Below are 19,044 nucleotides of genomic sequence, written 5' to 3'. Positions count from 1 at the left end.
ACGACATCAAGATCACGCTTACAACAGCTCGAACTCACCCTGCTTAACGCGCGCAGAATCCACGCCAATAAAGGCATTGAACTTGCCCGGCTCAGCGGCGTACTTCATCTGCTGGTTCCAGAACTTCAGCGCCTCTACGTCAATCGGGAAGCTCACGGTCTGGGTCTCACCCGGCTTGAGGGTCACCTTCTCAAAGCCCTTCAGCTGTTTCACCGGGCGGCTCATTGACGCCGTCACATCCTGCAGATACAGCTGAATCACCGTCGCCCCTTCGCGCTTGCCGGTGTTGGTCACCTGCACGCTGGCGGTGACCCGGCCGTCCGGCTTCATGCTCGGCGCGGACATTTTCACGTCAGAAACCGAGAAGGTGGTGTAGCTCAGACCGTAACCAAACGGATACAGCGGGCCGTTGGCTTCGTCAAAGTAACGCGAGGTGTACTTGTTCGGCTTGTCGGCATTGTACGGACGCCCGGTGTTGAGGTGGCTGTAGTACTGCGGAATCTGCCCCACGGAGCGCGGGAACGACATCGGCAGTTTACCGGAGGGGTTGTAGTCGCCAAACAGCACGTCGGCAATGGCATTACCGCCTTCGGTACCGGCGAACCAGGTTTCCAGAATGGCGTCAGCCTGGCGGTCCTCATTCACCAGCGTCAGCGGACGACCGTTCATCAGCACCAGCACCAGCGGCTTGCCGGTAGCTTTCAGCGCGGCTATCAGATCCTGCTGGCTTTTCGGAATCGAGATTTCAGTGCGGCTGGACGCTTCATGGGCCATGCCCTGCGCTTCCCCCACCACCGCAACCACCACATCAGATTGTTTGGCGGCGTTGACCGCTTCGTCAATCATCGCCTGCGGCGAACGTGGGTCGACCTTCACCGCTTCTTCATACAGATTCAGGAAGTCGATGATGCCTTTGTCGGCGGTGACGTTTGCGCCTTTGGCGTACAGCACTTTGCCTTCGCCGCCCATCACATTTTTAATGCCGCTCAGCACGGTCACCGACTGACCGGCGACGCCGGCGGCAGACCAGCTCCCCATCACGTCACGCTGGCTGTCGGCCAACGGGCCAACCACCGCGACGGTAGCGTTTTTCTTCAGCGGCAGAGTGTCCAGACGGTTTTTCAGCAGCACCAGGCTCTGGCGCGCCACCTCACGGGCCTCGGCGCGATGCAAACGGCTTTCGGCGTTGGTATCCTGCGGGTCTGAGTCTTTTGGCCCTAAGTGGCTGTAGGGGTCGTTAAACAGCCCCATATCATATTTCACGTTCAGCACATGCCGCGTGGCGTCGTCGAGCTCGGCCATCGTCACTTTGCCCGCCTTCACCAGCCCCGGCAGGTACTTGCTGTAGTACTCGTCGCTCATGCTCATATCAATGCCGGCCTTCAGCGCCACGCGTACGGCATCTTCCGGGTCGGCGGCAACGCCATGTTTAATCAGCTCTTTAATCGCCCCGTGATCGGAGACCGTGATGCCTTTAAAGCCCCACTGGTCGCGCAGCACGTCTTTCAGCAGCCAGGCATCGGAGGTGGCCGGGGTGCCGTTCAGCGAGTTTAAGCCGATCATCACCGCGCCGCTGCCCGCATCCAGCCCCGCTTTATACGGCGGCATATAGTCGTTGAACAGACGCTGCGGGCTCATATCGACGGTGTTGTACTCCTTACCGCCTTCCACCGCGCCATAGGCGGCGAAGTGTTTAACGCTGGTCATCACCGAATAGCGATCTGCGGGACTTTTCCCCTGCATCGCTTCCACCATGGTTTCACCCATGATGGAGGTTAAATAGGTATCTTCACCGAATCCTTCTGAGGCGCGGCCCCAGCGCGGATCGCGCGAGACATCAACCATCGGCGCCCAGGTCATGTTCAGGCCATCGTCGGCGGCTTCATAGGCCGACACGCGACCGACGGTTTTCACCGCATCAAGGTTAAACGTTGAGGCCAGGCCGAGGCTAATCGGGAAGACGGTGCGCTGGCCGTGCACCACATCGTAGGCAAAGAACAGCGGAATCTTCAGGCGGCTGAGCGACATCACCTGATCCTGCATCGCACGGATATCCTGACGGGTGACGGTATTGAAAATCGCCCCTACCTGGCCGTCTTTAATCATGTCGCGGATAGCCTCTTTCGGGTTATCCGGCCCGACGCTAATCAGGCGCAGCTGACCGATTTTTTCATCGACCGTCATTTTTTTCAGCAGCTCGGTCACAAACGCGTCCCGCGCCTGCGGCGTCAACGGATGGTTGCCGAACAGATCCTCCGCCAGAGCGGGTTGTAGCGCCAGGCTCACGGCGACGCCAACAGAAAATAACCATTTCATATTTTTGTAGTCTCTTTTATCCATGCCGGGTAGAGCGGCTGAGAGTCGATGAAAAACCGCAGTTTGCCATAAAGTTAAAGGAGCGGGGTAAAGAAAGCCAAGGTTATTCTCTGATTTTTAGAAACATTCACTCCCCCAATGATCATACAAAGCGCTATTCTTAGAGACGACAAATTTGCCCCACCACAAGGAGTGGAAAATGGCTGCTCAAACCACAACCGATAATAATGCCCTGATTAACGAACTCTCCCGTCTGGTTGGTCACGCTCACTTGCTGACCGACCCGGCGAAAACCGCCCGCTATCGCAAGGGCTTCCGCTCCGGCAACGGCGAAGCGCTGGCCGTGGTCTTCCCCGGTTCGCTGCTGGAACTGTGGCGGGTGCTGAACGCCTGCGTCAATGCGGATAAAATTATTCTGATGCAGGCTGCTAACACCGGTCTGACCGAAGGTTCAACGCCTAGCGGCAACGACTACGATCGCGATATCGTGATTATCAGCACCCTGCGCCTCGATAAGCTGCACCTGCTGGATAAAGGCGAGCAGGTGCTGGCATGGCCGGGCACCACGCTCTATTCGCTGGAAAAAGCGCTCAAACCGTTGGGCCGCGAGCCACACTCGGTCATTGGTTCTTCCTGCATCGGGGCGTCGGTCATCGGCGGGATCTGCAACAACTCTGGCGGTTCTCTGGTCCAACGCGGCCCGGCCTATACCGAGATGTCGCTGTTTGCCCGCATTGACGAAAACGGCAAGCTGACGCTGGTTAACCATCTGGGTATCGATCTGGGCACAACGCCAGAGCAGATCCTCAGCAAGCTTGATGACGATCGCGTGAAGGACAGCGATGTACAGCACGACGGACGCCACGCTCACGATCACGACTACGTCAACCGCGTACGCGACGTCAACGCCGATACACCGGCACGCTATAATGCCGATCCGGACCGTCTGTTTGAGTCTTCCGGGTGTGCGGGCAAGCTGGCGGTTTTCGCCGCGCGTCTTGATACCTTCCCGGCAGAAAAACGCCAGCAGGTATTCTACATTGGCACCAACCAGCCGGATGTGCTGACCGAAATCCGCCGTCATATTCTCGCCGAGTTTAACAACCTGCCGGTGGCGGGCGAGTATATGCACCGCGATATCTACGATATTGCTGAGCAGTACGGCAAAGACACCTTCCTGATGATTGATAAGCTCGGCACCGACAAAATGCCGTTCTTCTTCACCCTGAAAGGCCGTACCGATGCCATGCTGGAAAAAGTGTCGCTGTTCAAACCGCACTTTACCGACCGCTTTATGCAGAAGCTGGGCCACGCGTTCCCGGCGCACCTGCCGGAGCGCATGAAAACCTGGCGCGATAAGTACGAACATCATCTGCTGCTGAAAATGTCGGGCGACGGCATTGATGAAGCCAAGGCATGGCTGGTGGAATACTTTAAACAGGCCGAAGGTGATTTCTTCGTTTGTACGCCGGAAGAAGGCAGTAAAGCGTTCCTGCACCGCTTCGCCGCGGCAGGCGCGGCTATTCGCTACCAGGCGGTGCACGCCGACGACGTTGAGGATATCCTGGCGCTGGATATCGCGCTGCGTCGTAACGACACCGAGTGGTTTGAGCATTTACCGCCGGAGATCGATAGCCAACTGGTGCATAAGCTCTACTACGGCCACTTTATGTGCCACGTTTTCCATCAGGATTATATTGTCAAAAAAGGCGTCGATGCCCACGCGCTAAAAGAACAAATGCTGGCACTGCTGCGCGAGCGCGGCGCACAGTATCCGGCGGAGCATAACGTTGGCCATCTGTACGAAGCCGATGACAATCTCAAACGCCACTATCGCGAAAACGATCCGACCAATAGTATGAACCCGGGGATCGGTAAAACCAGCAAGTTGAAAAACTGGGGCGAAAAAACCGACGCATGATGTGAGGTAGCTCGAAACCTGTAGGCCGGATAAGCGCAGCGCCATCCGGCAATATGCCGCTGAGTGCCGGATGGCGCTGCGCTTATCCGGCCTGCGGTCCGGGCAACACGGTTAACCATAAGGAATTCAATGATGTCTACGCTTGATGTCACCTGCAACGCCGATATTGAAATCCGCAACGCGCAGGCCGACGATGTTCAGGCTATTGCCGCGCTGTATGCCTGGCACGTCCTCAATGGGCGCGCCTCATTTGAAGAAGTCCCGCCGTCCATCGATGAAATGCAGCAGCGGATGCTGCATATCCAGGAGCAGGGGCTTCCCTGGCTGGTGGCGCTCTATCGCGGTGAAATTGTCGGCTACTGCTATGCCAGCCCCTACCGCCCTCGCCCGGCCTATCGCTACACGCTGGAAGAGTCTATCTACATTGATACCAGCATGACCGCCCACGGTATCGGTAGCCGCCTGCTCGCGGCGCTGATTGCAGTATGCGAACAGGGCCCGTGGCGGCAAATGCTGGCGGTGATCGGCGACGGCAATAACAATACCGGCTCGCTGCGCCTGCATAAAAAACACGGTTTTGAAGTGGTCGGTCAGCTGCGAAGCGTCGGCTACAAGATGGGGGACTGGCGGGATACGGTTATTATGCAACGCCCACTCAACGATGGTGACTGGACGTTGCCGGAATAAAGAGAACTTAATCGTCCTGGGTGGTCTGCCCGCTACGCTGGGCTTTCGCGATGTCGCCTTCCACCTGGGCCTCTTTCTGCTTTTTATAGCTCAGGGCCGCGGCCGGTACCGGCATCACCTTCCCGGTTTCAACCCAGGTACGCAGACGGCTGGCGTCGGCAAAGTGGGTATATTTGCCGAACGCATCCATCACCACCATCGCCACCGGGCGCTTGTTCATGACGGTGCGCATCACCAGGCAGTGGCCTGCCGCATTAGTAAAGCCGGTTTTCGTCAGCTGGATGCTCCAGTTATCGCGATACACCAGATGGTTGGTGTTGCGGAACGGCAGCGTATAGGCAGGACGAGCAAAGGTGGCGGTGTCTTCTTTCGTCGTGCTCAGTTGACCAATCAGCGGATACTGTTTGGTGGCAATCAGCAGCTTCGTCAGATCGCGCGCGGTGGAGACGTTATGAATCGACAACCCCGTCGGCTCAACGTAGCGGGTGCGGGTCATACCCAGCGCCTTCGCTTTGGCATTCATGGCGCGGATAAACGCATCATAGCCGCCCGGATAATGGTGCGCGAGGCTCGCGGCGGCGCGGTTCTCAGAGGACATCAGCGCCAGCAGCAGCATATTTTTACGGCTAATCTGGCTGTTGAGGCGCACGCGGGAGTAGATCCCTTTCATCTCCGGCGTGTGGCTGATATCGACAGTCAGCATTTCATCCAGCGGCAGGTGTGCGTCCAGCACCACCATCGCCGTCATCAGCTTGGTGATTGACGCCATCGGTCGCACCAGATCGGGCTGGTTGGCATAAATGACTTTATTCGTTTCAAGATCGACAATCATCGCGCTACCGGAGGCAATTTCCGGCTGCGAAGCCACGGCGGAGACGGCGGTTTTAGCACTCGCCTGAGGCGCAAAAGGCACAGCCAGCACGAAAGCAAGGCTGAGCAGGGAAACGCGAAATTTCTGCATGGTGAGTATTCTGGTGGTTATTTATGCACATTATGATAGACAGCCGCTTCGCCCTAAACGATTGCGAAGCGGAACAGCCCATCATAGCGCGTAGAACGCGGCATCTACCAGAAAATAATGGTGAACAAATGCTGCATTGCTGACGTAATTAAATTCACATCAGCAATGCATATAGGCACTCAGAACAGCCGGTAGCCGTAGCCCCACAGCACCACGGTCAGCGCCAGCAGCACCTCCAGCACCAGCACGCCGATGGCGAGGGTTGAACTGGCAAAACTGAGCCCCTCTTCTCTATCGATATTCAGGAAGGTGGGAATGCCGACGTACAGCAGATATCCGGTGTAGAACAGCGCCACCGTACCGACCAGCGCACACAGCCACACCAGCGGGTAGAGCGCCACGATGCCGCTCAGGAAGATGGGCGTCGCAACGTAGCCAGCAAACACCATACAGCGCTTGAGCGACGGACGTTGCGGATAGTTGCGCGCCATCCACCAGATAACGCGCCCCATCACCGCGACGCCAACCAGCATCAGCGCATAAAACAGTACCGCCATGCCCAGGCCGGTCATCAGCGACAGCCGGACCACGTTACCGTCGCCAAAATTCCAGCCCAGCTGAGTGGTGCCAATAAACGCGCAGACCACTGGAATGGCCGCCATGACCAGCACATGATGCACGTAGTGGTGAGAAACGGTTTCGTTCTCGCTACGGATAACATGCATTTCTTTATCAGGGTGGGAGAACAGTCCCCATACATGGTTCATAACGCCTCCTCTGCACGGCTTCGTACCACGTTGCTGTAAGTATAATTCACAGCAATGATTATTTTATGTACAACGCAAAAAATAGCGGGCCCTGCAATCTCGCCGTGAGGGTGTATGATGAATAGTATGATGTTGTAAGGAGTGAGTGTTTGTATGGATATCAATAACCTGATTTCCCATTATGGCTACGCCGCGTTAATTATCGGCAGCATGGCGGAAGGCGAAACGATTACGCTGCTAGGCGGTGTGGCTGCCCATCAGGGGCTGCTGAAATTTCCGCTGGTGGTGATCTCCGTGGCGCTGGGCGGCATGATTGGCGATCAGGTGCTGTATCTGTTGGGCAGAAAGTTCGGCGGGCGACTGCTGAGGCGCTTCTCGCGCCACCGGGCACGAATTCGTAAGGCGCAGAGGCTGATTAAGAACCACCCCTATCTGTTCGTGATCGGTACCCGCTTTATGTACGGCTTTCGCGTCATCGGCCCGCTGCTGATTGGCGCCAGCGGCCTGCCTCCGAAAATTTTTCTGCCGCTGAATATCTTTGGCGCAGTGGTGTGGGCGCTGCTGTTTACGACCCTTGGTTATCTGGGTGGCGAGGCAATAGGCCCGTGGCTTCACCATCTTGATAAACACCTGAAGCATCTCATCTGGCTGGCGCTGGCGATTGTGCTGGTGGTCGCCGCACGCTGGTGGTTCAAACGGCGTGAGGCGAAAAAGCCGCAGGAATAAGGATACCCGGCCCGGCGTTCACGCCGCCGGGCACTGTCCGGAGTTGGCGGTACGCGCCTCGTCCGGGGGCATCAGCATCAGAAGGAGTATTGAACCCCTACGCGGTAACGCGTCTGACGGTCTTCCTCGGTGCTGCTGACGGAGACGTTGCCAATTTGCGCATAGGGCTTCCAGTTTTTATCAATGCTGTAGGCCACTTTGAAATCCAGTTCGTAATCGTCTTTGCCGTTGTCATAGCGATTATAATCCTGGCTCTTTTTATACAGATAATTGCCCTCAAACGCCCACGGCCCGGTTTTATAGCCTAGCCACAGATCGCCACGGTTAATATGCTCATCGTCTTTATCCGCCGAGGTGTCACGGGCATATTCATAGCGATAGCGGGCCGCAATATAAAAACCGCCTTCGAAATTATACTGCCCTCGAATATAGGGTTTATAGATCGCCTTCGATGACGATGTTTCCAACGCAAAGCCGGGTTGAATCGCAATATTCGGCATGGCGTTAAACTGATAGCTAACGACATATTCATCGCCATTATCAACAACATCATTAAAGGCTTTATCCGAATGCTCGCCGCCCGACTTGGTTTTGGCCTCCACCGAGAAGCCAAAGCCGTTACCAAAACGATGAGAGATCAGCACCCTGTCTTTCTGGCCCTGCGAGGTGTCGGTATATTCATGGCGCAGGTCAATGGTAACCGCACTTGCCGATGCGCTGACCAGCGCCAGCATTCCAAAGGTTATTAATTTTTTCACGCAATCGTCCTCTGCTTTTTGTTAATAAAAATCAGTGAGGAACTGGCTGTAATATTTAAAAAGCAAATGTAATTATCAATAAATATACATTAAAACCAAAAAGATATTATTTTTCTGGGGAGCGATATTAGGGGGCGTGTAGACAGGTGTCATGCATTTAAAGATAAATACGTGATCGCAGACATATTTTAATTCAAGCGCTATCGTTATTTTTAATTAAAATAAAAATTAGATTTTGAGAAAATATATTAGCGGTTAATACTATTTAATCTGAATATTTGTTTTTCATTTTCCCCCTGCAAACGAAATGCAGGGGGAAGCGAACGCCGGGAGCCTTACTTTTCGTTGACGTGATAACCGCCACCCAGCGCCGAGGTTAGCTGAATGCTGGCATCAAGCCACTGGCCGTGCAGGCGTAACGCATTAATACGCTCCTGTAGCACCGGCAGCTTCGCCAGACTGACCTTCGAACCCGGAATAATCCCGGCGTTCATCCGCGCCTGCGCCAGGTTAACCACCCGCATGGCGTCTTTCTCCACCTGCGCCTGCCGCTGGCTTTTTGCCATCAGCGTTTCCACCTGACTGGCGGTTTTTGCCACCTGGTTTACCGCATCAACCACCGCTTTGTTGTATTTCGCCACCGACAGACCATTCTGCGCGCTGGCGATATCCAGATTGGCGTTTAACCGGCCGCTGTCAAAAATCGGTAGCGTCAGCCCGGCCGTCACGCCCATCTGATTCGCCGAGTGGCGGAACAGATCGCTTAAGTGCAGCGCATCCTGTTGCAGGAACGCCATCAGATTGATATCGGGATAGAACGCCGCTTTTGCCGCGTCGATTTCGCTCAGCGAAGCCTCGATATACCAGTGTGCGGCCTGCAGATCCGGACGGCGGGCTAACAGCTCATAGCCCAGCCGGGACGGCATTTTGCTGGCCACGGCGGGCAGCGTAGCCGGACGCAGGTTCAGCGGCTGGCTCTGGGCGTTGGTTAAGGCCATAAGCCGGGCCTCAATCTCTTTCATATTGCCTTCAACGTCGGCCAGCTGCTGATCGGTTTTACTCACGTTAATGTCGTTTTCCGCCCCTTCAGCGGAGTCGGTGATGCCATGCTCATACAACGAGGTGTCAACGCTGACAATCGTATTCTGTTCGCTTTTTACCTGCTCCAGCACGCCGTGAATGGCCGCTTCGGTCTGCCACTGCCAGTACAGACGAGCCACGCTGCTGGCCAGCAGCTCGCGGGTCTGCGCCAGCTCGGCCACCTGCGCCTTCACTTCCCCAATGCGTGCTTGCACTTCGGCGCGGTTTTTTCCCCACAGGTCAAGATCCCAACCGGCGGTCAGGCCAAAGGTGCCGTTGGTGTACCACGGGCCGGTATTGCCGTCGGTATCGGTAGCAAACGGTCCCATCAGACCTTCAGCCGACATTTTCTGTCGTTCAAGATCGGCACCGAAATCGACTTCCGGCCCCAGCGCCGATTTCGACATCCGCGCCTGCGCTTCCGCAAGCTTGATGCGCTGTTCAGCAATCTGCATATCCGGAGCATTCGCCAACGCGCGACGAATCAAGTTATTGAGCTGGGCATCATGATAGTCTTGCCACCACTGACTCTGCGGCCAGCCGTTCTTCAGCGCCGCGGGTAAGGTCGTTGTCACCTGTGAAGCCGGCATCTGCAGCGTCATCGGGTTGCCAATATCATGCGAAGGGGCGCAGCCCGCCAGCGCGAGGAGCAGGGTCAAGCCAGACAGCGCGCGTGTTTTCAGAGTCAGGTTCATGAGATACGTCGGTTAAACACAGAGGCGGCTATCATAAATTAAATGATCGCCTTCCTTTTAGTAACGCGTGTGGGAACACAGACGGACACACTTAACGACAGCCACAAACATTTCGCCTTCAGGGAGTGAACATGAGTCAGAATATTTACGACGACCCGCAGTTTTTTGCCGGTTATGCCACGCTCGACCGTTCGGTCAAGGGGCTGGACGGCGCGCCGGAATGGCCCGCGATACAGGATATGCTGCCGTCGCTCGCCGGTTTACGGGTTGTCGATCTCGGCTGCGGCTACGGCTGGTTTTGCCGCTGGGCGCGCGATCAGGGCGCCGCTAAGGTTACCGGATACGATCTCTCCAGCCTCATGCTGGAGCGGGCGCGGGAGATGACCGACGGCGCAGACATTGAATACCGTTGTGAAGATTTGCAGACCCTCACGCTTGCCGCTAACAGCTGTGATATGGTGTACAGCTCGCTGGCGCTGCACTATTTGCCTCATATTACCCCGCTGCTCACCTGCGTTTATCAGGCTCTGACGCCGGGTGGTACACTGCTATTTTCCGCAGAACACCCTATCTATACCGCCCCGCTCAAGCAAGGTTGGCAGGAAGATGAACAGGGGCAGAAAAGCTGGCCGGTTAGCCATTATCAGCAGGAAGGCGAGCGTATCAGCAATTGGTTTGCCGACGGCGTGAAGAAGCAGCACCGGACGCTTGGCAGTTGGATCAACGCGCTGGTGGCCGCCGGATTTGTTATTGAATACCTGAATGAATGGGGACCAACGGCAGCGCAGATTGCCGTTAACCCAGCGCTGGGTGAAGAGAAAGAGCGGCCGATGATTTTTATTCTGCGCGCGCGTAAGCCAGCGTGAATTGGGAGGATTGCCGGATGGTGGCTACGCCTTATCCGGCCTACCAGAGGTGGGGATACTTTTAGGCCGGATAAGCAAGCGCCATCCGGCAATTCACCGAGGCTTACGCTTTCAAGCTCGCGCCGTTGGTCGCAATCACCTCTTTATACCAGCCAAAGCTTTTTTTCTTACTGCGCGCCAGCGTGCCCGTTCCATCATCGTGGCGGTCGACGTAAATAAAGCCATAGCGTTTAGATATTTCCGCTTTTGACGCGCTAACCAGATCGATAGGCCCCCAACTGGTAAAGCCCATCAGCTCAACGCCGTCTTCAATCGCTTCGCGCGCCTGCACCAGATGATCGTTCAGGTAGCTAATGCGGTAGTCATCATGAATACTGCCGTCGGCGTCCACGCTATCCTTCGCCCCCAGGCCATTTTCCACGATGAACAGCGGTTTTTGATAACGATCCCACAGCACGTTCAGCAGCGTGCGCAGGCCTAGCGGGTCGATCTGCCAGCCCCACTCCGAGCTGGCCAGATGAGGGTTTGGCACCATGTTGAGGATATTGCCGCGCGCCTTCTGATTCAACGCTTCATCAGCGGTGACGCAGCCGGTCATATAGTAGCTGAAAGAGATGAAATCAACGGTGGAGCGCAGCGCTTCACGGTCGGCGTCGGTAATCGCCAGCGTAATGCCGCTATCGCGCAATTCCCGCAGCATATAGCCCGGATAAGCGCCGCGGCATTGGACGTCACCAAAGAACATCCAGCTACGATTTTCCTGCAATGTTTTAAAGACGTCTTCCGGTTTACAGCTCAGCGGATACACCAGTCCGCCCAGCAACATATTGCCGATTTTACCTTCCGGCACGATCTCATGGCAGGCTTTGACCGCGAGCGCGCTAGCCACCAGCTGATGATGGATGGCCTGGTACACCTCCCCTTTGCTACTGCCCGTCGGCAGGCCGACCCCGGTCATTGGCGCATGCAGCGACATGTTGATTTCGTTAAAGGTCAGCCACAGCTTCACTTTGCCTTTATAGCGCTCAAACACGGTACGTGCATAGCGCTCAAAGAAGCCAATCACCTGACGGTTGCCCCAGCCGCCGTAGTTTTTTACCAGCGCCCACGGCATTTCATAGTGCGACAGCGTCACCAGCGGCGTGATGTTGTATTTTGCCATTTCATCAAACAGTTTGTCGTAGAAGGCCAGCCCGGCCTCATTCGGCTGCGCGTCGTCGCCGTTCGGATAGATACGCGTCCAGGCAATGGACACGCGCAGGCAGTTAAAGCCCATTTCAGCGAACAGTGCGATATCTTCCGGGTAGCGATGGTAGAAATCGATAGCCACATCTTTCAGCGCGCTGTCACCCTCCACCCGTTCAACCACCTCGCCAAACACGCCGTGCGGCTGCACATCGGAGGTGGACAGTCCTTTCCCCTCCTCCAGATATGCGCCCTCAATCTGGTTTGCAGCGGTGGCGCCGCCCCAAAGAAACGTCTGCGGGAATGTTTTCATCTCTCTCTCCTGTGATTAATGCGTAAGGGTCAGCAGCGGCTGGCCGGCCTGAACGGCGCTGCCGGCAACGATTTCCAGCCCCGGATAGTCGTCGCTGTTGCTGATAAGAATGGGCGTCACCAGATCGTAACCGGCGTCGAGAATTTGCTGGCGGTCGAAGGTTAAAAGCAGATCGCCCGCCTGAATTTTGTCCCCTTCCTGGACGTGCGCGGTAAACGGCGCGCCGTCGAGTTTGACGGTATCAATACCGACGTGGATAAGCAGTTCAATACCGCTGTCGCTTTGCAGCCCAATGGCGTGCCTGGTCTGGAAAATTGAGGCCACTTCACCGCTAAACGGAGCCATCACCTTGCCCTCGCTGGGAATGATGGCCACACCTTTACCCAGCAGACCGCTGGCAAACGTGGTGTCGGGTACCAGCTCCAACGCCAGTACGGTGCCGCTCATAGGGGCCAGCACATCCTTTACCGTGGCCATCGCGACCGCGACCGGCGCGGCGGCGTTGCGCGGCAGCCCGGCAAAAAAGGTCAGCGCACAGGCGACAATAAAGGCTACCGCGGTGCCGATGAGCCCGCCCCAGACGCTGGCATCAATGCCGCCCGGTGGAATCATCTGCGCCGGGAAAAAGATATTGGGCAGACCGAACGAGAAGGCATAGCTATTACTGAACGCGGTAATGGCCCCGCCGAGCGCACCGGCTACGCAGCCGAAGATAAACGGGCGGCGCAGCGGCAGCGTCAGGCCGTAGATCGCCGGTTCGGTAATACCAAACAACCCGGTAGAAAACGCCGACCCTGCCAGCACTTTCTGGCGCACGTCGCGGGTTGCCAGAAAGATCCCCAACACGGCACCCACCTGTGCCAGCACCGCCGGCAGAACGATCGGCAGCATCGAGTCATGGCCGAGCACAGTCATGTTGTTGATCATCAGCGGCACCAGCCCCCAGTGCAGACCAAAGATCACGCAGACCTGCCATAACCCTCCCAGCACCGCCCCAGCCAGCCACGGCGCGACCACATAGATAATCTGGTAACCGTTCGCCAGCATATGGCTAAGCCAGGTCGCCACCGGGCCAATGATCAGGAAAGTCAGCGGAACGACAATGGCCAGGCAAATGGCCGGGGTAAAGAAATTTTTCATCGCCGAAGGCAACAGATCGTTGCTACGTCGCTCAATCCAACAGCTGACCCAGGCAGCAAGAATGATAGGGATCACCGACGAGCTGTAGTTGATAAACGTCACCGGTATACCGAGGAAATACTCCGCCGTCGCCCCCGGGGCCTGGGCCGCTTCAAAGGCCTGTATCATCAGCGGATGCGTTAGCGCGCCGCCAATAACCATGGTAATAAACGGGTTGCCGCCAAATTTTTTCCCCGCGGTATAACCGAGAAACAGCGGGAAGAAGAAGAACAGCGCGTCGCTGGCGGCAAACCAGATTTTATACGTCGCCTGCTCCGGGCTTAGCCAGCCGCACGCCAGCGCCAGCGCCAGCAGCCCTTTCAGCAGACCGGTGGCCGCCATCACACCGATAAACGGTGCAAAAATACCGGAGACGATGTCGATAAGCTGGCCCAGCAGCGACGTTTTCTCCCCCTTTTCCGCAACCGGTTCGCTGTCATCGGTGATTCCAGCCTCATGGCGCACCGCCTGCCAGACATCATGAACGTGATTACCAATCACCACCTGAAACTGGCCGCCGCTCTCGACCACCATGATCACCCCAGGGTGCGCCTTCAGGGCCTCGGCATCGGCTCTGCCGCTCTCTTTCAATTTAAAACGCAGCCGTGTGGCACAGTGAACCAGACTCACAATATTCTCTTTGCCGCCGACGTGGCGGAGAATATCCTGCGCGAGTGCTTTGTATTTCATGCTGTATTCCTTGACCGGGTATAAAAAACAAAAAAACCCGAGCACGCCGCCGGGTAGCGTCGCGCTCAGGTTTTGCCTGCGTAATGCAGTAACAATCCAGTTTTAAAGGGGTTAACGCCCCTCTTTTCTCACCCGTTCAATATGAATGGCGAGAAACATAATCTCTTCCGTCGTCAGCGCACGCTGATAGCCGTTTTGCAAATGCAGCGCCACCGTTTCCGCGCACTTCCACGCCTTGGGATAATTGTCTTTCACCGCGCTATGCAGCTCCGCGTCGTCATCCTCTACTACCGTGCGCGTCAGCATTCGCTGGGCGAAAAACTTAAGATGAGTCACAAAGCGCTGGTAGCTTAATGACTCTTCGTTGTACTCAAGATGCAGCTGATACTTCACCAGCTGGAGAATCTCCTGCATCACTCGGGTGACGTGCATCACCTCAGGCATTTCGCTATTAAGCTGCGCGGTCACCAGATGCAGGGCAATAAAACCGGCTTCATCCTCCGCCAGCGACACGCCCAGGCGCTGCGCAATCAGCGCACGCGCTTCCTGGCCGAGCGCAAACTCTTTCGGGTATAGCCGTCGGATCTCCCACAGCAGCACGTTACGCAAGGCTACGCCCTTTTTCTGCCGCTCAATGGCGAAGTGGCAATGGTCGGTCAGCGTGATATACACGCTTTCCTGCAGCTTGCCGAGCCGTTCGCGCGCCCGTTCGATAATCCGGTCGCAGGTGGTCATCACCTCAAGCGGTATCTGACTGAGTAGTTCACTTAAACGCCCCACCAGCTCATCGCTCTGCAGGGCAAAAATTTTCTCGATTTTCGACTCATCCAGTGAATCGCCGACGCGTTTCTGAAAGGCCAGCCCTCGCCCCATCACCACCTGCTCACGCCGGTGTTCATCCAGAACCACCACCACATTATTATTAAGTACTTTGGCGATCTGCATTTACGAACCCCAGAAACAAAAAAACCTGACTTCTGACAAAGGTCAGATAATCAGGTTTTGCCTGCCGTAGCAGTAACAATCGGCTACGAGCATTTCATTTAAAAGTGGATTGACTCAATAGCGCAGAGAGAAAATTGTGATGCCGATCGGATAGTTTATCCGCGCCAATCGTTGATAACCCGAGCAATCAGCCGCGATTCCTGCAGCGCGCGCACGGCGGTAAACAGCTCGGAGGCCTCGGCGTACTCTTTGCGCAGGTAGCCCAACCACTGTTTGATGCGCGCCACGTGATACAGCCCGGTGTCGCCCTGTTTTTCCAGGCGAGTGTACTTTTGCAGCAGTTCTACCACCTGCGGCCACGGTAGACGCGGCGCGTTATATTTGATGACCCGGCTTAAATTCGGCACGTTTAGCGCACCGCGGCCAATCATCACCGCGTCGCAGCCGGTCACGGCCATGCACGCCTGCGCGCTGTCATAATCCCAGATTTCGCCGTTAGCAATCACCGGAATCGACAGTCGCTGACGGATGTCTGCGATCGCCTGCCAGTTAATGCGCTCGGCCTTATAGCCGTCTTCTTTGGTGCGCCCGTGCACCGCCAGTTCAGTGGCCCCCGCCTGCTGTACCGCATCGGCAATTTCAAACTGCCGGGCGCCGCTGTCCCAGCCGAGGCGCACTTTCACCGTCACCGGCAGGTGCGCAGGCACCGCCGCGCGCATCGCCTTCGCCCCCTGGTAGATAAGCTCCGGGTCTTTGAGCAACGTCGCCCCGCCGCCGCTGCCGTTAACCGTTTTCGACGGGCAGCCACAGTTGAGATCCACGCCCCACGATCCCAGCTCCACGGCGCGCGCGGCGTTCTCCGCCAGCCACTCAGGGTATTGCCCTAAAAGCTGAATGCGTACGCGGGTGCCGGAAGGAGTACGGCTGGCGTTATGCAGCTCGGGGCACAGCTTATAAAACGATTTTACCGGCAATAGCTGATCCACCACGCGCAGGAATTCGGTGATGCACAGATCGTAATCATTCACTTCAGTCAGCAGCTCGCGCACTAATGAGTCGAGCACGCCTTCCATCGGCGCCAGTAAAACACGCATATTGTTATCCGGAAAAAAAAGAGGCGCTATGGTAACGTCTCTGCATCCAGCTTTCCACTGCCAGGAATGCGCCAATTATTGACACATCAGGAGGTGAATCATGAAGTCCAGGGATATCCAGCTAAAGACCATCCAGCCGCCGCGAGGATTCAGCGATGTACCGCCGGTTATGCTGACCGATGCCACCCTGCTTGAGCGCAAAAATAAGCTGCTCGAACGGATGCAGGAAGAACGCTTCGATGCGCTGGTGATTTACGCTGATAAAGAACACGGCGGTAACTTTGAGTACCTGACCGGGTTTATTCCGCGCTTTGAGGAAGGGCTGCTGGTGCTGCATAAGTCCGGGCACGCCACCGCCATCCTCGGCAATGAAAACCTGAAGATGGCCGCCCATTCGCGCATTCCGGTCACGTTGAAGCACTGCCCGCTGTTCTCGCTGCCCAATCAACCAATGGACAACGAAAAACCGCTGGCGCAGCTGTTCAGCGAAACGGGGCTGAGCGCGATGTCAAAAGTGGGGCTGGCGGGCTGGAAGATGTTTACCGCCACCGGCAGCGATAACGCTAAGCTCTTCGATCTGCCGTGGTTTATCGTCGAGGCGATAAAACAAAGCACGCACGCGGATCTGGTCAACGCCGCGCATCTGTTTATTCGCGGTGATAAAGGGGCAAGAACGGTCAATAACGCCAACGAAATCGCCCATTATGAGTACGGCGCTAACCTCGCCTCCCGCTGCATGCTGGCGGCGCTGGATGCCGTTGAACCGGGCGTGCGTGAGGTCGAACTGGGCGCCCTGCTCGCCGCCGAAGGGCAAGCGCCATCGGTGGTCACCATCGCCGCAGCCGGGCAGCGTTTCGAGAAAGCCAACCTTTATCCTTCGTGGAAAAAGGTCGAACGAGGACAGCCGTTGTCGATGACTACCGGGTTTAAGGGCGGGCTCTCCAGCCGTACCGGGTTCGTGATTGCCGATGAGAACGAACTGCCGGAAAACCAGCGTGATTATCTGGCGCGCGTGGTGAAGCCCTATTTTGGCGCCGTGGCGACGTGGCTCGAAAATATCAGCGTTGGGATGCCGGGCGGCGAGCTGTACGATTTAGTCGAGCGCGCGCTGCCAAAAGCTCAATACGGCTGGCACCTGAATCCGGGGCACCTGAGCGCGGATGAGGAGTGGATGTCATCGCCAATCTACCCTGGCTCGAGCGAGACGCTGAAAAGCGGCATGGTGATGCAGATTGATATTATTCCCTCGGTGCCGGGGTATACCGGAACCAGCGCGGAAGAGAGCGTGGCGCTGGCCGACGCAACGCTACGCCAGCAGATAGCACAGGAGTATCCAGCACTGTGGGCACGCATCGAGGCGCGGCGGGGCTATATTCGCGAGACGCTGAATATTGCATTAAGCGATGACGTCCTGCCGTTGTCGAATGCGGTGGGATATTTACGACCCTTTATGCTGGCCAAAGATAAAGCGCTGGTGATGCAGGCCGGATAAGGCAATGCCGTCATCCGGCAATCTGCGCTAGTGGAGCCTGATGGCGCTGCGCTTATCAGGCCTACGGGATATCCGGCCGCACGGGGCCATGCCGGCCGGATAAGGCAACGCCGTCATCCGGCAATGTGCGCAGCTTATCAGGCCAACAGGATCTGTCTTCACTACGCTAAATTAACGCGGTTGCAGGCAGTTATCCTCTTTCCAGCCGTACAGCCACTCGATGCCGCGATAGAACTCGTCCTGGGTTTTACCTTTCCACAGCAGGTTACGCACCTGGCGTTCAACCCCTGCCGCGTGGTACAGACGCCCCATTTCACGCGTAGACCACACGATGCGCGCCGTACGCGGAATACGTACCGACTCATACAGCGCAAACGCGCGGGCGGCATCGCCGTCGCATTCGGTCAGCGCTTTGCCTAAGGTCACCGCATCTTCCAGCGCCATACAGGCACCCTGCGCCATATACTGCGCTACCGGATGCGCGGAGTCGCCCACCAGCGTGATGCGATCGTTGCCCCATTTCTCTACCGGCTCACGATCGGCGGTAGACCAACGGCGCCAGGTGGTCGGTTTATCCAGCATCTGACGAGGACGCGGGTGAATGCCTTTAAAGTACGACAACACCTCTTCTTTGCTCCCGTCGCGTACGCCCCACTCTTCCGTTTCACGGCTGTGGAAGGTCACCACGAGGTTGTACTGCTTACCCCCGCGCAGCGGGTAATGAACCAGATGGCAGTGCGGGCCAGCCCACAGCACCGGCGCGTTGATGCGCAGGTCTTCCGGCATATCCTCACGCTCAACCACCGCGCGATAGACCACGTGCCCGGTCACGCGCGGCGTGTCGCTGAGCAGACTCTGACGCACCACCGACTTCACGCCGTCGCAGCCGATCAGAATATCAGCCGTCCAGCTGTTGCCTTTATCATCAAACACGGTGACATCGTCCGCCGTCTGGCGGATATCCGTCACATGGGTCGAGGTGCGATATTTCACGCCAGGGTGCTGTAGCGCCGCTTCCCAAACGGTGGCATGAATATCCACGCGGTGAATAACCGCATACGGGCCGCCGAAATGGTCACGGAATGCCTGACCCGTTTCGATACTAATCACTTCTTCACCGTTGACCGCATCCATCATGGTGATGTGATCGGTAAAGACCGCTCGTTGACGGGCGACCTCACCGACCCCCAGGCTGTCGAGCGCCGAAAACGCATTTGGCCCTAACTGGATCCCGGCACCGATTTCGCCGATTTCATGCGCCTGCTCCAGCAGCATCACCTGAATGCCCTGGCGCGCCAGCGACAGCGCGGTAGCCGCACCGCCGATACCGCCGCCGACAATAATTGCACGCGTTACTTTAGCCATCATA

At 56.7% G+C, this 19,044-nt stretch carries 14 protein-coding genes and 1 pseudogene; 5 read left to right on the top strand and 10 right to left on the bottom strand.

From position 1 onward, the window contains the following. Positions 1 to 18: 18 nt before the first annotated feature. On the bottom strand, positions 19 to 2,316 hold the full coding sequence (bglX, locus tag V6942_RS16315; protein WP_333501492.1) for a beta-glucosidase BglX: 2,298 nt from the start codon (positions 2,314 to 2,316) through the stop codon (positions 19 to 21). A 199-nt stretch (positions 2,317 to 2,515) separates the two neighbouring features. Between bglX and dld the strand changes: the two genes are divergently transcribed. Both dld and V6942_RS16305 read left to right on the top strand, forming a co-directional pair. Continuing rightward, on the top strand, positions 2,516 to 4,237 hold the full coding sequence (gene dld, locus V6942_RS16310; protein WP_106924431.1) for a D-lactate dehydrogenase: 1,722 nt from the start codon (positions 2,516 to 2,518) through the stop codon (positions 4,235 to 4,237). A 132-nt stretch (positions 4,238 to 4,369) separates the two neighbouring features. Continuing rightward, a complete protein-coding gene (locus tag V6942_RS16305; RefSeq protein ID WP_106924430.1) occupies positions 4,370 to 4,924 on the top strand; it encodes a GNAT family N-acetyltransferase in 555 nt (184 codons plus the stop codon). Positions 4,925 to 4,931: 7 nt separating this feature from the next. Here the strand turns inward: V6942_RS16305 and pbpG are convergent, their stop codons facing one another. Both pbpG and V6942_RS16295 read right to left on the bottom strand, forming a co-directional pair. Continuing rightward, the gene (gene pbpG / locus V6942_RS16300; RefSeq protein ID WP_106924429.1) at positions 4,932 to 5,885 is read right to left on the bottom strand and encodes a D-alanyl-D-alanine endopeptidase; all 954 of its coding nucleotides are present in this window, start codon (positions 5,883 to 5,885) and stop codon (positions 4,932 to 4,934) included. Between the two features lie 179 nt (positions 5,886 to 6,064). Next, the gene (locus V6942_RS16295; protein ID WP_106924428.1) at positions 6,065 to 6,652 is read right to left on the bottom strand and encodes a Yip1 family protein; all 588 of its coding nucleotides are present in this window, start codon (positions 6,650 to 6,652) and stop codon (positions 6,065 to 6,067) included. 153 nt (positions 6,653 to 6,805) lie between these two features. Between V6942_RS16295 and V6942_RS16290 the strand changes: the two genes are divergently transcribed. Beyond that, positions 6,806 to 7,378: a DedA family protein gene (locus V6942_RS16290; RefSeq protein ID WP_106924427.1), complete on the top strand. Its 573-nt coding sequence runs from the start codon at positions 6,806 to 6,808 to the stop codon at positions 7,376 to 7,378. A 77-nt stretch (positions 7,379 to 7,455) separates the two neighbouring features. Here the strand turns inward: V6942_RS16290 and V6942_RS16285 are convergent, their stop codons facing one another. Both V6942_RS16285 and mdtQ read right to left on the bottom strand, forming a co-directional pair. Next, positions 7,456 to 8,112 (bottom strand): oligogalacturonate-specific porin KdgM family protein, encoded by a 657-nt coding sequence (locus V6942_RS16285; protein ID WP_106924426.1) that lies wholly within the window; start codon positions 8,110 to 8,112, stop codon positions 7,456 to 7,458. 359 nt (positions 8,113 to 8,471) lie between these two features. Continuing rightward, positions 8,472 to 9,911 carry a multidrug resistance outer membrane protein MdtQ gene (gene mdtQ, locus V6942_RS16280; RefSeq protein WP_333501491.1) on the bottom strand — a complete coding sequence of 480 codons (1,440 nt, stop codon included), beginning with the start codon at positions 9,909 to 9,911 and terminating at the stop codon, positions 8,472 to 8,474. Positions 9,912 to 10,042: 131 nt separating this feature from the next. Here mdtQ and V6942_RS16275 point away from each other — a divergent pair, with 131 nt between their 5' ends. Further along, positions 10,043 to 10,777: a class I SAM-dependent methyltransferase gene (locus tag V6942_RS16275; RefSeq protein WP_182930311.1), complete on the top strand. Its 735-nt coding sequence runs from the start codon at positions 10,043 to 10,045 to the stop codon at positions 10,775 to 10,777. A gap of 103 nt (positions 10,778 to 10,880) precedes the next feature. Here V6942_RS16275 and V6942_RS16270 read toward each other — a convergent pair whose 3' ends face one another. The 4 genes and pseudogenes from V6942_RS16270 to dusC all read right to left on the bottom strand — a co-directional run bounded on the left by V6942_RS16270 (position 10,881) and on the right by dusC (position 16,183). After that, complete coding sequence (locus V6942_RS16270; protein WP_182930310.1) at positions 10,881 to 12,275, bottom strand: glycoside hydrolase family 1 protein; 1,395 nt, start codon at positions 12,273 to 12,275, stop codon at positions 10,881 to 10,883. 15 nt (positions 12,276 to 12,290) lie between these two features. Beyond that, a pseudogene (gene bglF / locus V6942_RS16265) lies at positions 12,291 to 14,229 on the bottom strand (PTS beta-glucoside transporter subunit IIABC). Positions 14,230 to 14,255: 26 nt separating this feature from the next. After that, complete coding sequence (bglG, locus tag V6942_RS16260; RefSeq protein WP_106924421.1) at positions 14,256 to 15,089, bottom strand: transcriptional antiterminator BglG; 834 nt, start codon at positions 15,087 to 15,089, stop codon at positions 14,256 to 14,258. A gap of 155 nt (positions 15,090 to 15,244) precedes the next feature. After that, the gene (gene dusC / locus V6942_RS16255; RefSeq protein WP_182930307.1) at positions 15,245 to 16,183 is read right to left on the bottom strand and encodes a tRNA dihydrouridine(16) synthase DusC; all 939 of its coding nucleotides are present in this window, start codon (positions 16,181 to 16,183) and stop codon (positions 15,245 to 15,247) included. A gap of 100 nt (positions 16,184 to 16,283) precedes the next feature. Between dusC and V6942_RS16250 the strand changes: the two genes are divergently transcribed. After that, positions 16,284 to 17,675 (top strand): aminopeptidase P family protein, encoded by a 1,392-nt coding sequence (locus tag V6942_RS16250; protein ID WP_333501490.1) that lies wholly within the window; start codon positions 16,284 to 16,286, stop codon positions 17,673 to 17,675. A 171-nt stretch (positions 17,676 to 17,846) separates the two neighbouring features. On the opposite strand, the gene V6942_RS16245 is transcribed toward V6942_RS16250, so the two are convergent. Continuing rightward, complete coding sequence (locus V6942_RS16245) at positions 17,847 to 19,040, bottom strand: 3-hydroxybenzoate 6-monooxygenase (RefSeq protein ID WP_182930305.1); 1,194 nt, start codon at positions 19,038 to 19,040, stop codon at positions 17,847 to 17,849. Positions 19,041 to 19,044 lie beyond the last annotated feature (4 nt).

Origin of the sequence: Kluyvera genomosp. 2 (assembly GCF_036759865.1) — a bacterium.
GTDB lineage: Bacteria > Pseudomonadota > Gammaproteobacteria > Enterobacterales > Enterobacteriaceae > Kluyvera > Kluyvera ascorbata_B.
This window is presented reverse-complemented; position numbering and strand designations above follow the sequence as displayed.

What these genes read in the sequence shown, in the direction of transcription:
- bglX (WP_333501492.1), bottom strand. Translation starts at nt 2,316, where the DNA reads ATGAAATGGTTATTTTCTGTTGGCGTCGCCGTGAGCCTGGCGCTACAA.
- dld (WP_106924431.1), top strand. Translation starts at nt 2,516, where the DNA reads ATGGCTGCTCAAACCACAACCGATAATAATGCCCTGATTAACGAACTC.
- V6942_RS16305 (WP_106924430.1), top strand. Translation starts at nt 4,370, where the DNA reads ATGTCTACGCTTGATGTCACCTGCAACGCCGATATTGAAATCCGCAAC.
- pbpG (WP_106924429.1), bottom strand. Translation starts at nt 5,885, where the DNA reads ATGCAGAAATTTCGCGTTTCCCTGCTCAGCCTTGCTTTCGTGCTGGCT.
- V6942_RS16295 (WP_106924428.1), bottom strand. Translation starts at nt 6,652, where the DNA reads ATGAACCATGTATGGGGACTGTTCTCCCACCCTGATAAAGAAATGCAT.
- V6942_RS16290 (WP_106924427.1), top strand. Translation starts at nt 6,806, where the DNA reads ATGGATATCAATAACCTGATTTCCCATTATGGCTACGCCGCGTTAATT.
- V6942_RS16285 (WP_106924426.1), bottom strand. Translation starts at nt 8,112, where the DNA reads ATGCTGGCGCTGGTCAGCGCATCGGCAAGTGCGGTTACCATTGACCTG.
- mdtQ (WP_333501491.1), bottom strand. Translation starts at nt 9,911, where the DNA reads ATGAACCTGACTCTGAAAACACGCGCGCTGTCTGGCTTGACCCTGCTC.
- V6942_RS16275 (WP_182930311.1), top strand. Translation starts at nt 10,043, where the DNA reads ATGAGTCAGAATATTTACGACGACCCGCAGTTTTTTGCCGGTTATGCC.
- V6942_RS16270 (WP_182930310.1), bottom strand. Translation starts at nt 12,275, where the DNA reads ATGAAAACATTCCCGCAGACGTTTCTTTGGGGCGGCGCCACCGCTGCA.
- bglG (WP_106924421.1), bottom strand. Translation starts at nt 15,089, where the DNA reads ATGCAGATCGCCAAAGTACTTAATAATAATGTGGTGGTGGTTCTGGAT.
- dusC (WP_182930307.1), bottom strand. Translation starts at nt 16,183, where the DNA reads ATGCGTGTTTTACTGGCGCCGATGGAAGGCGTGCTCGACTCATTAGTG.
- V6942_RS16250 (WP_333501490.1), top strand. Translation starts at nt 16,284, where the DNA reads ATGAAGTCCAGGGATATCCAGCTAAAGACCATCCAGCCGCCGCGAGGA.
- V6942_RS16245 (WP_182930305.1), bottom strand. Translation starts at nt 19,040, where the DNA reads ATGGCTAAAGTAACGCGTGCAATTATTGTCGGCGGCGGTATCGGCGGT.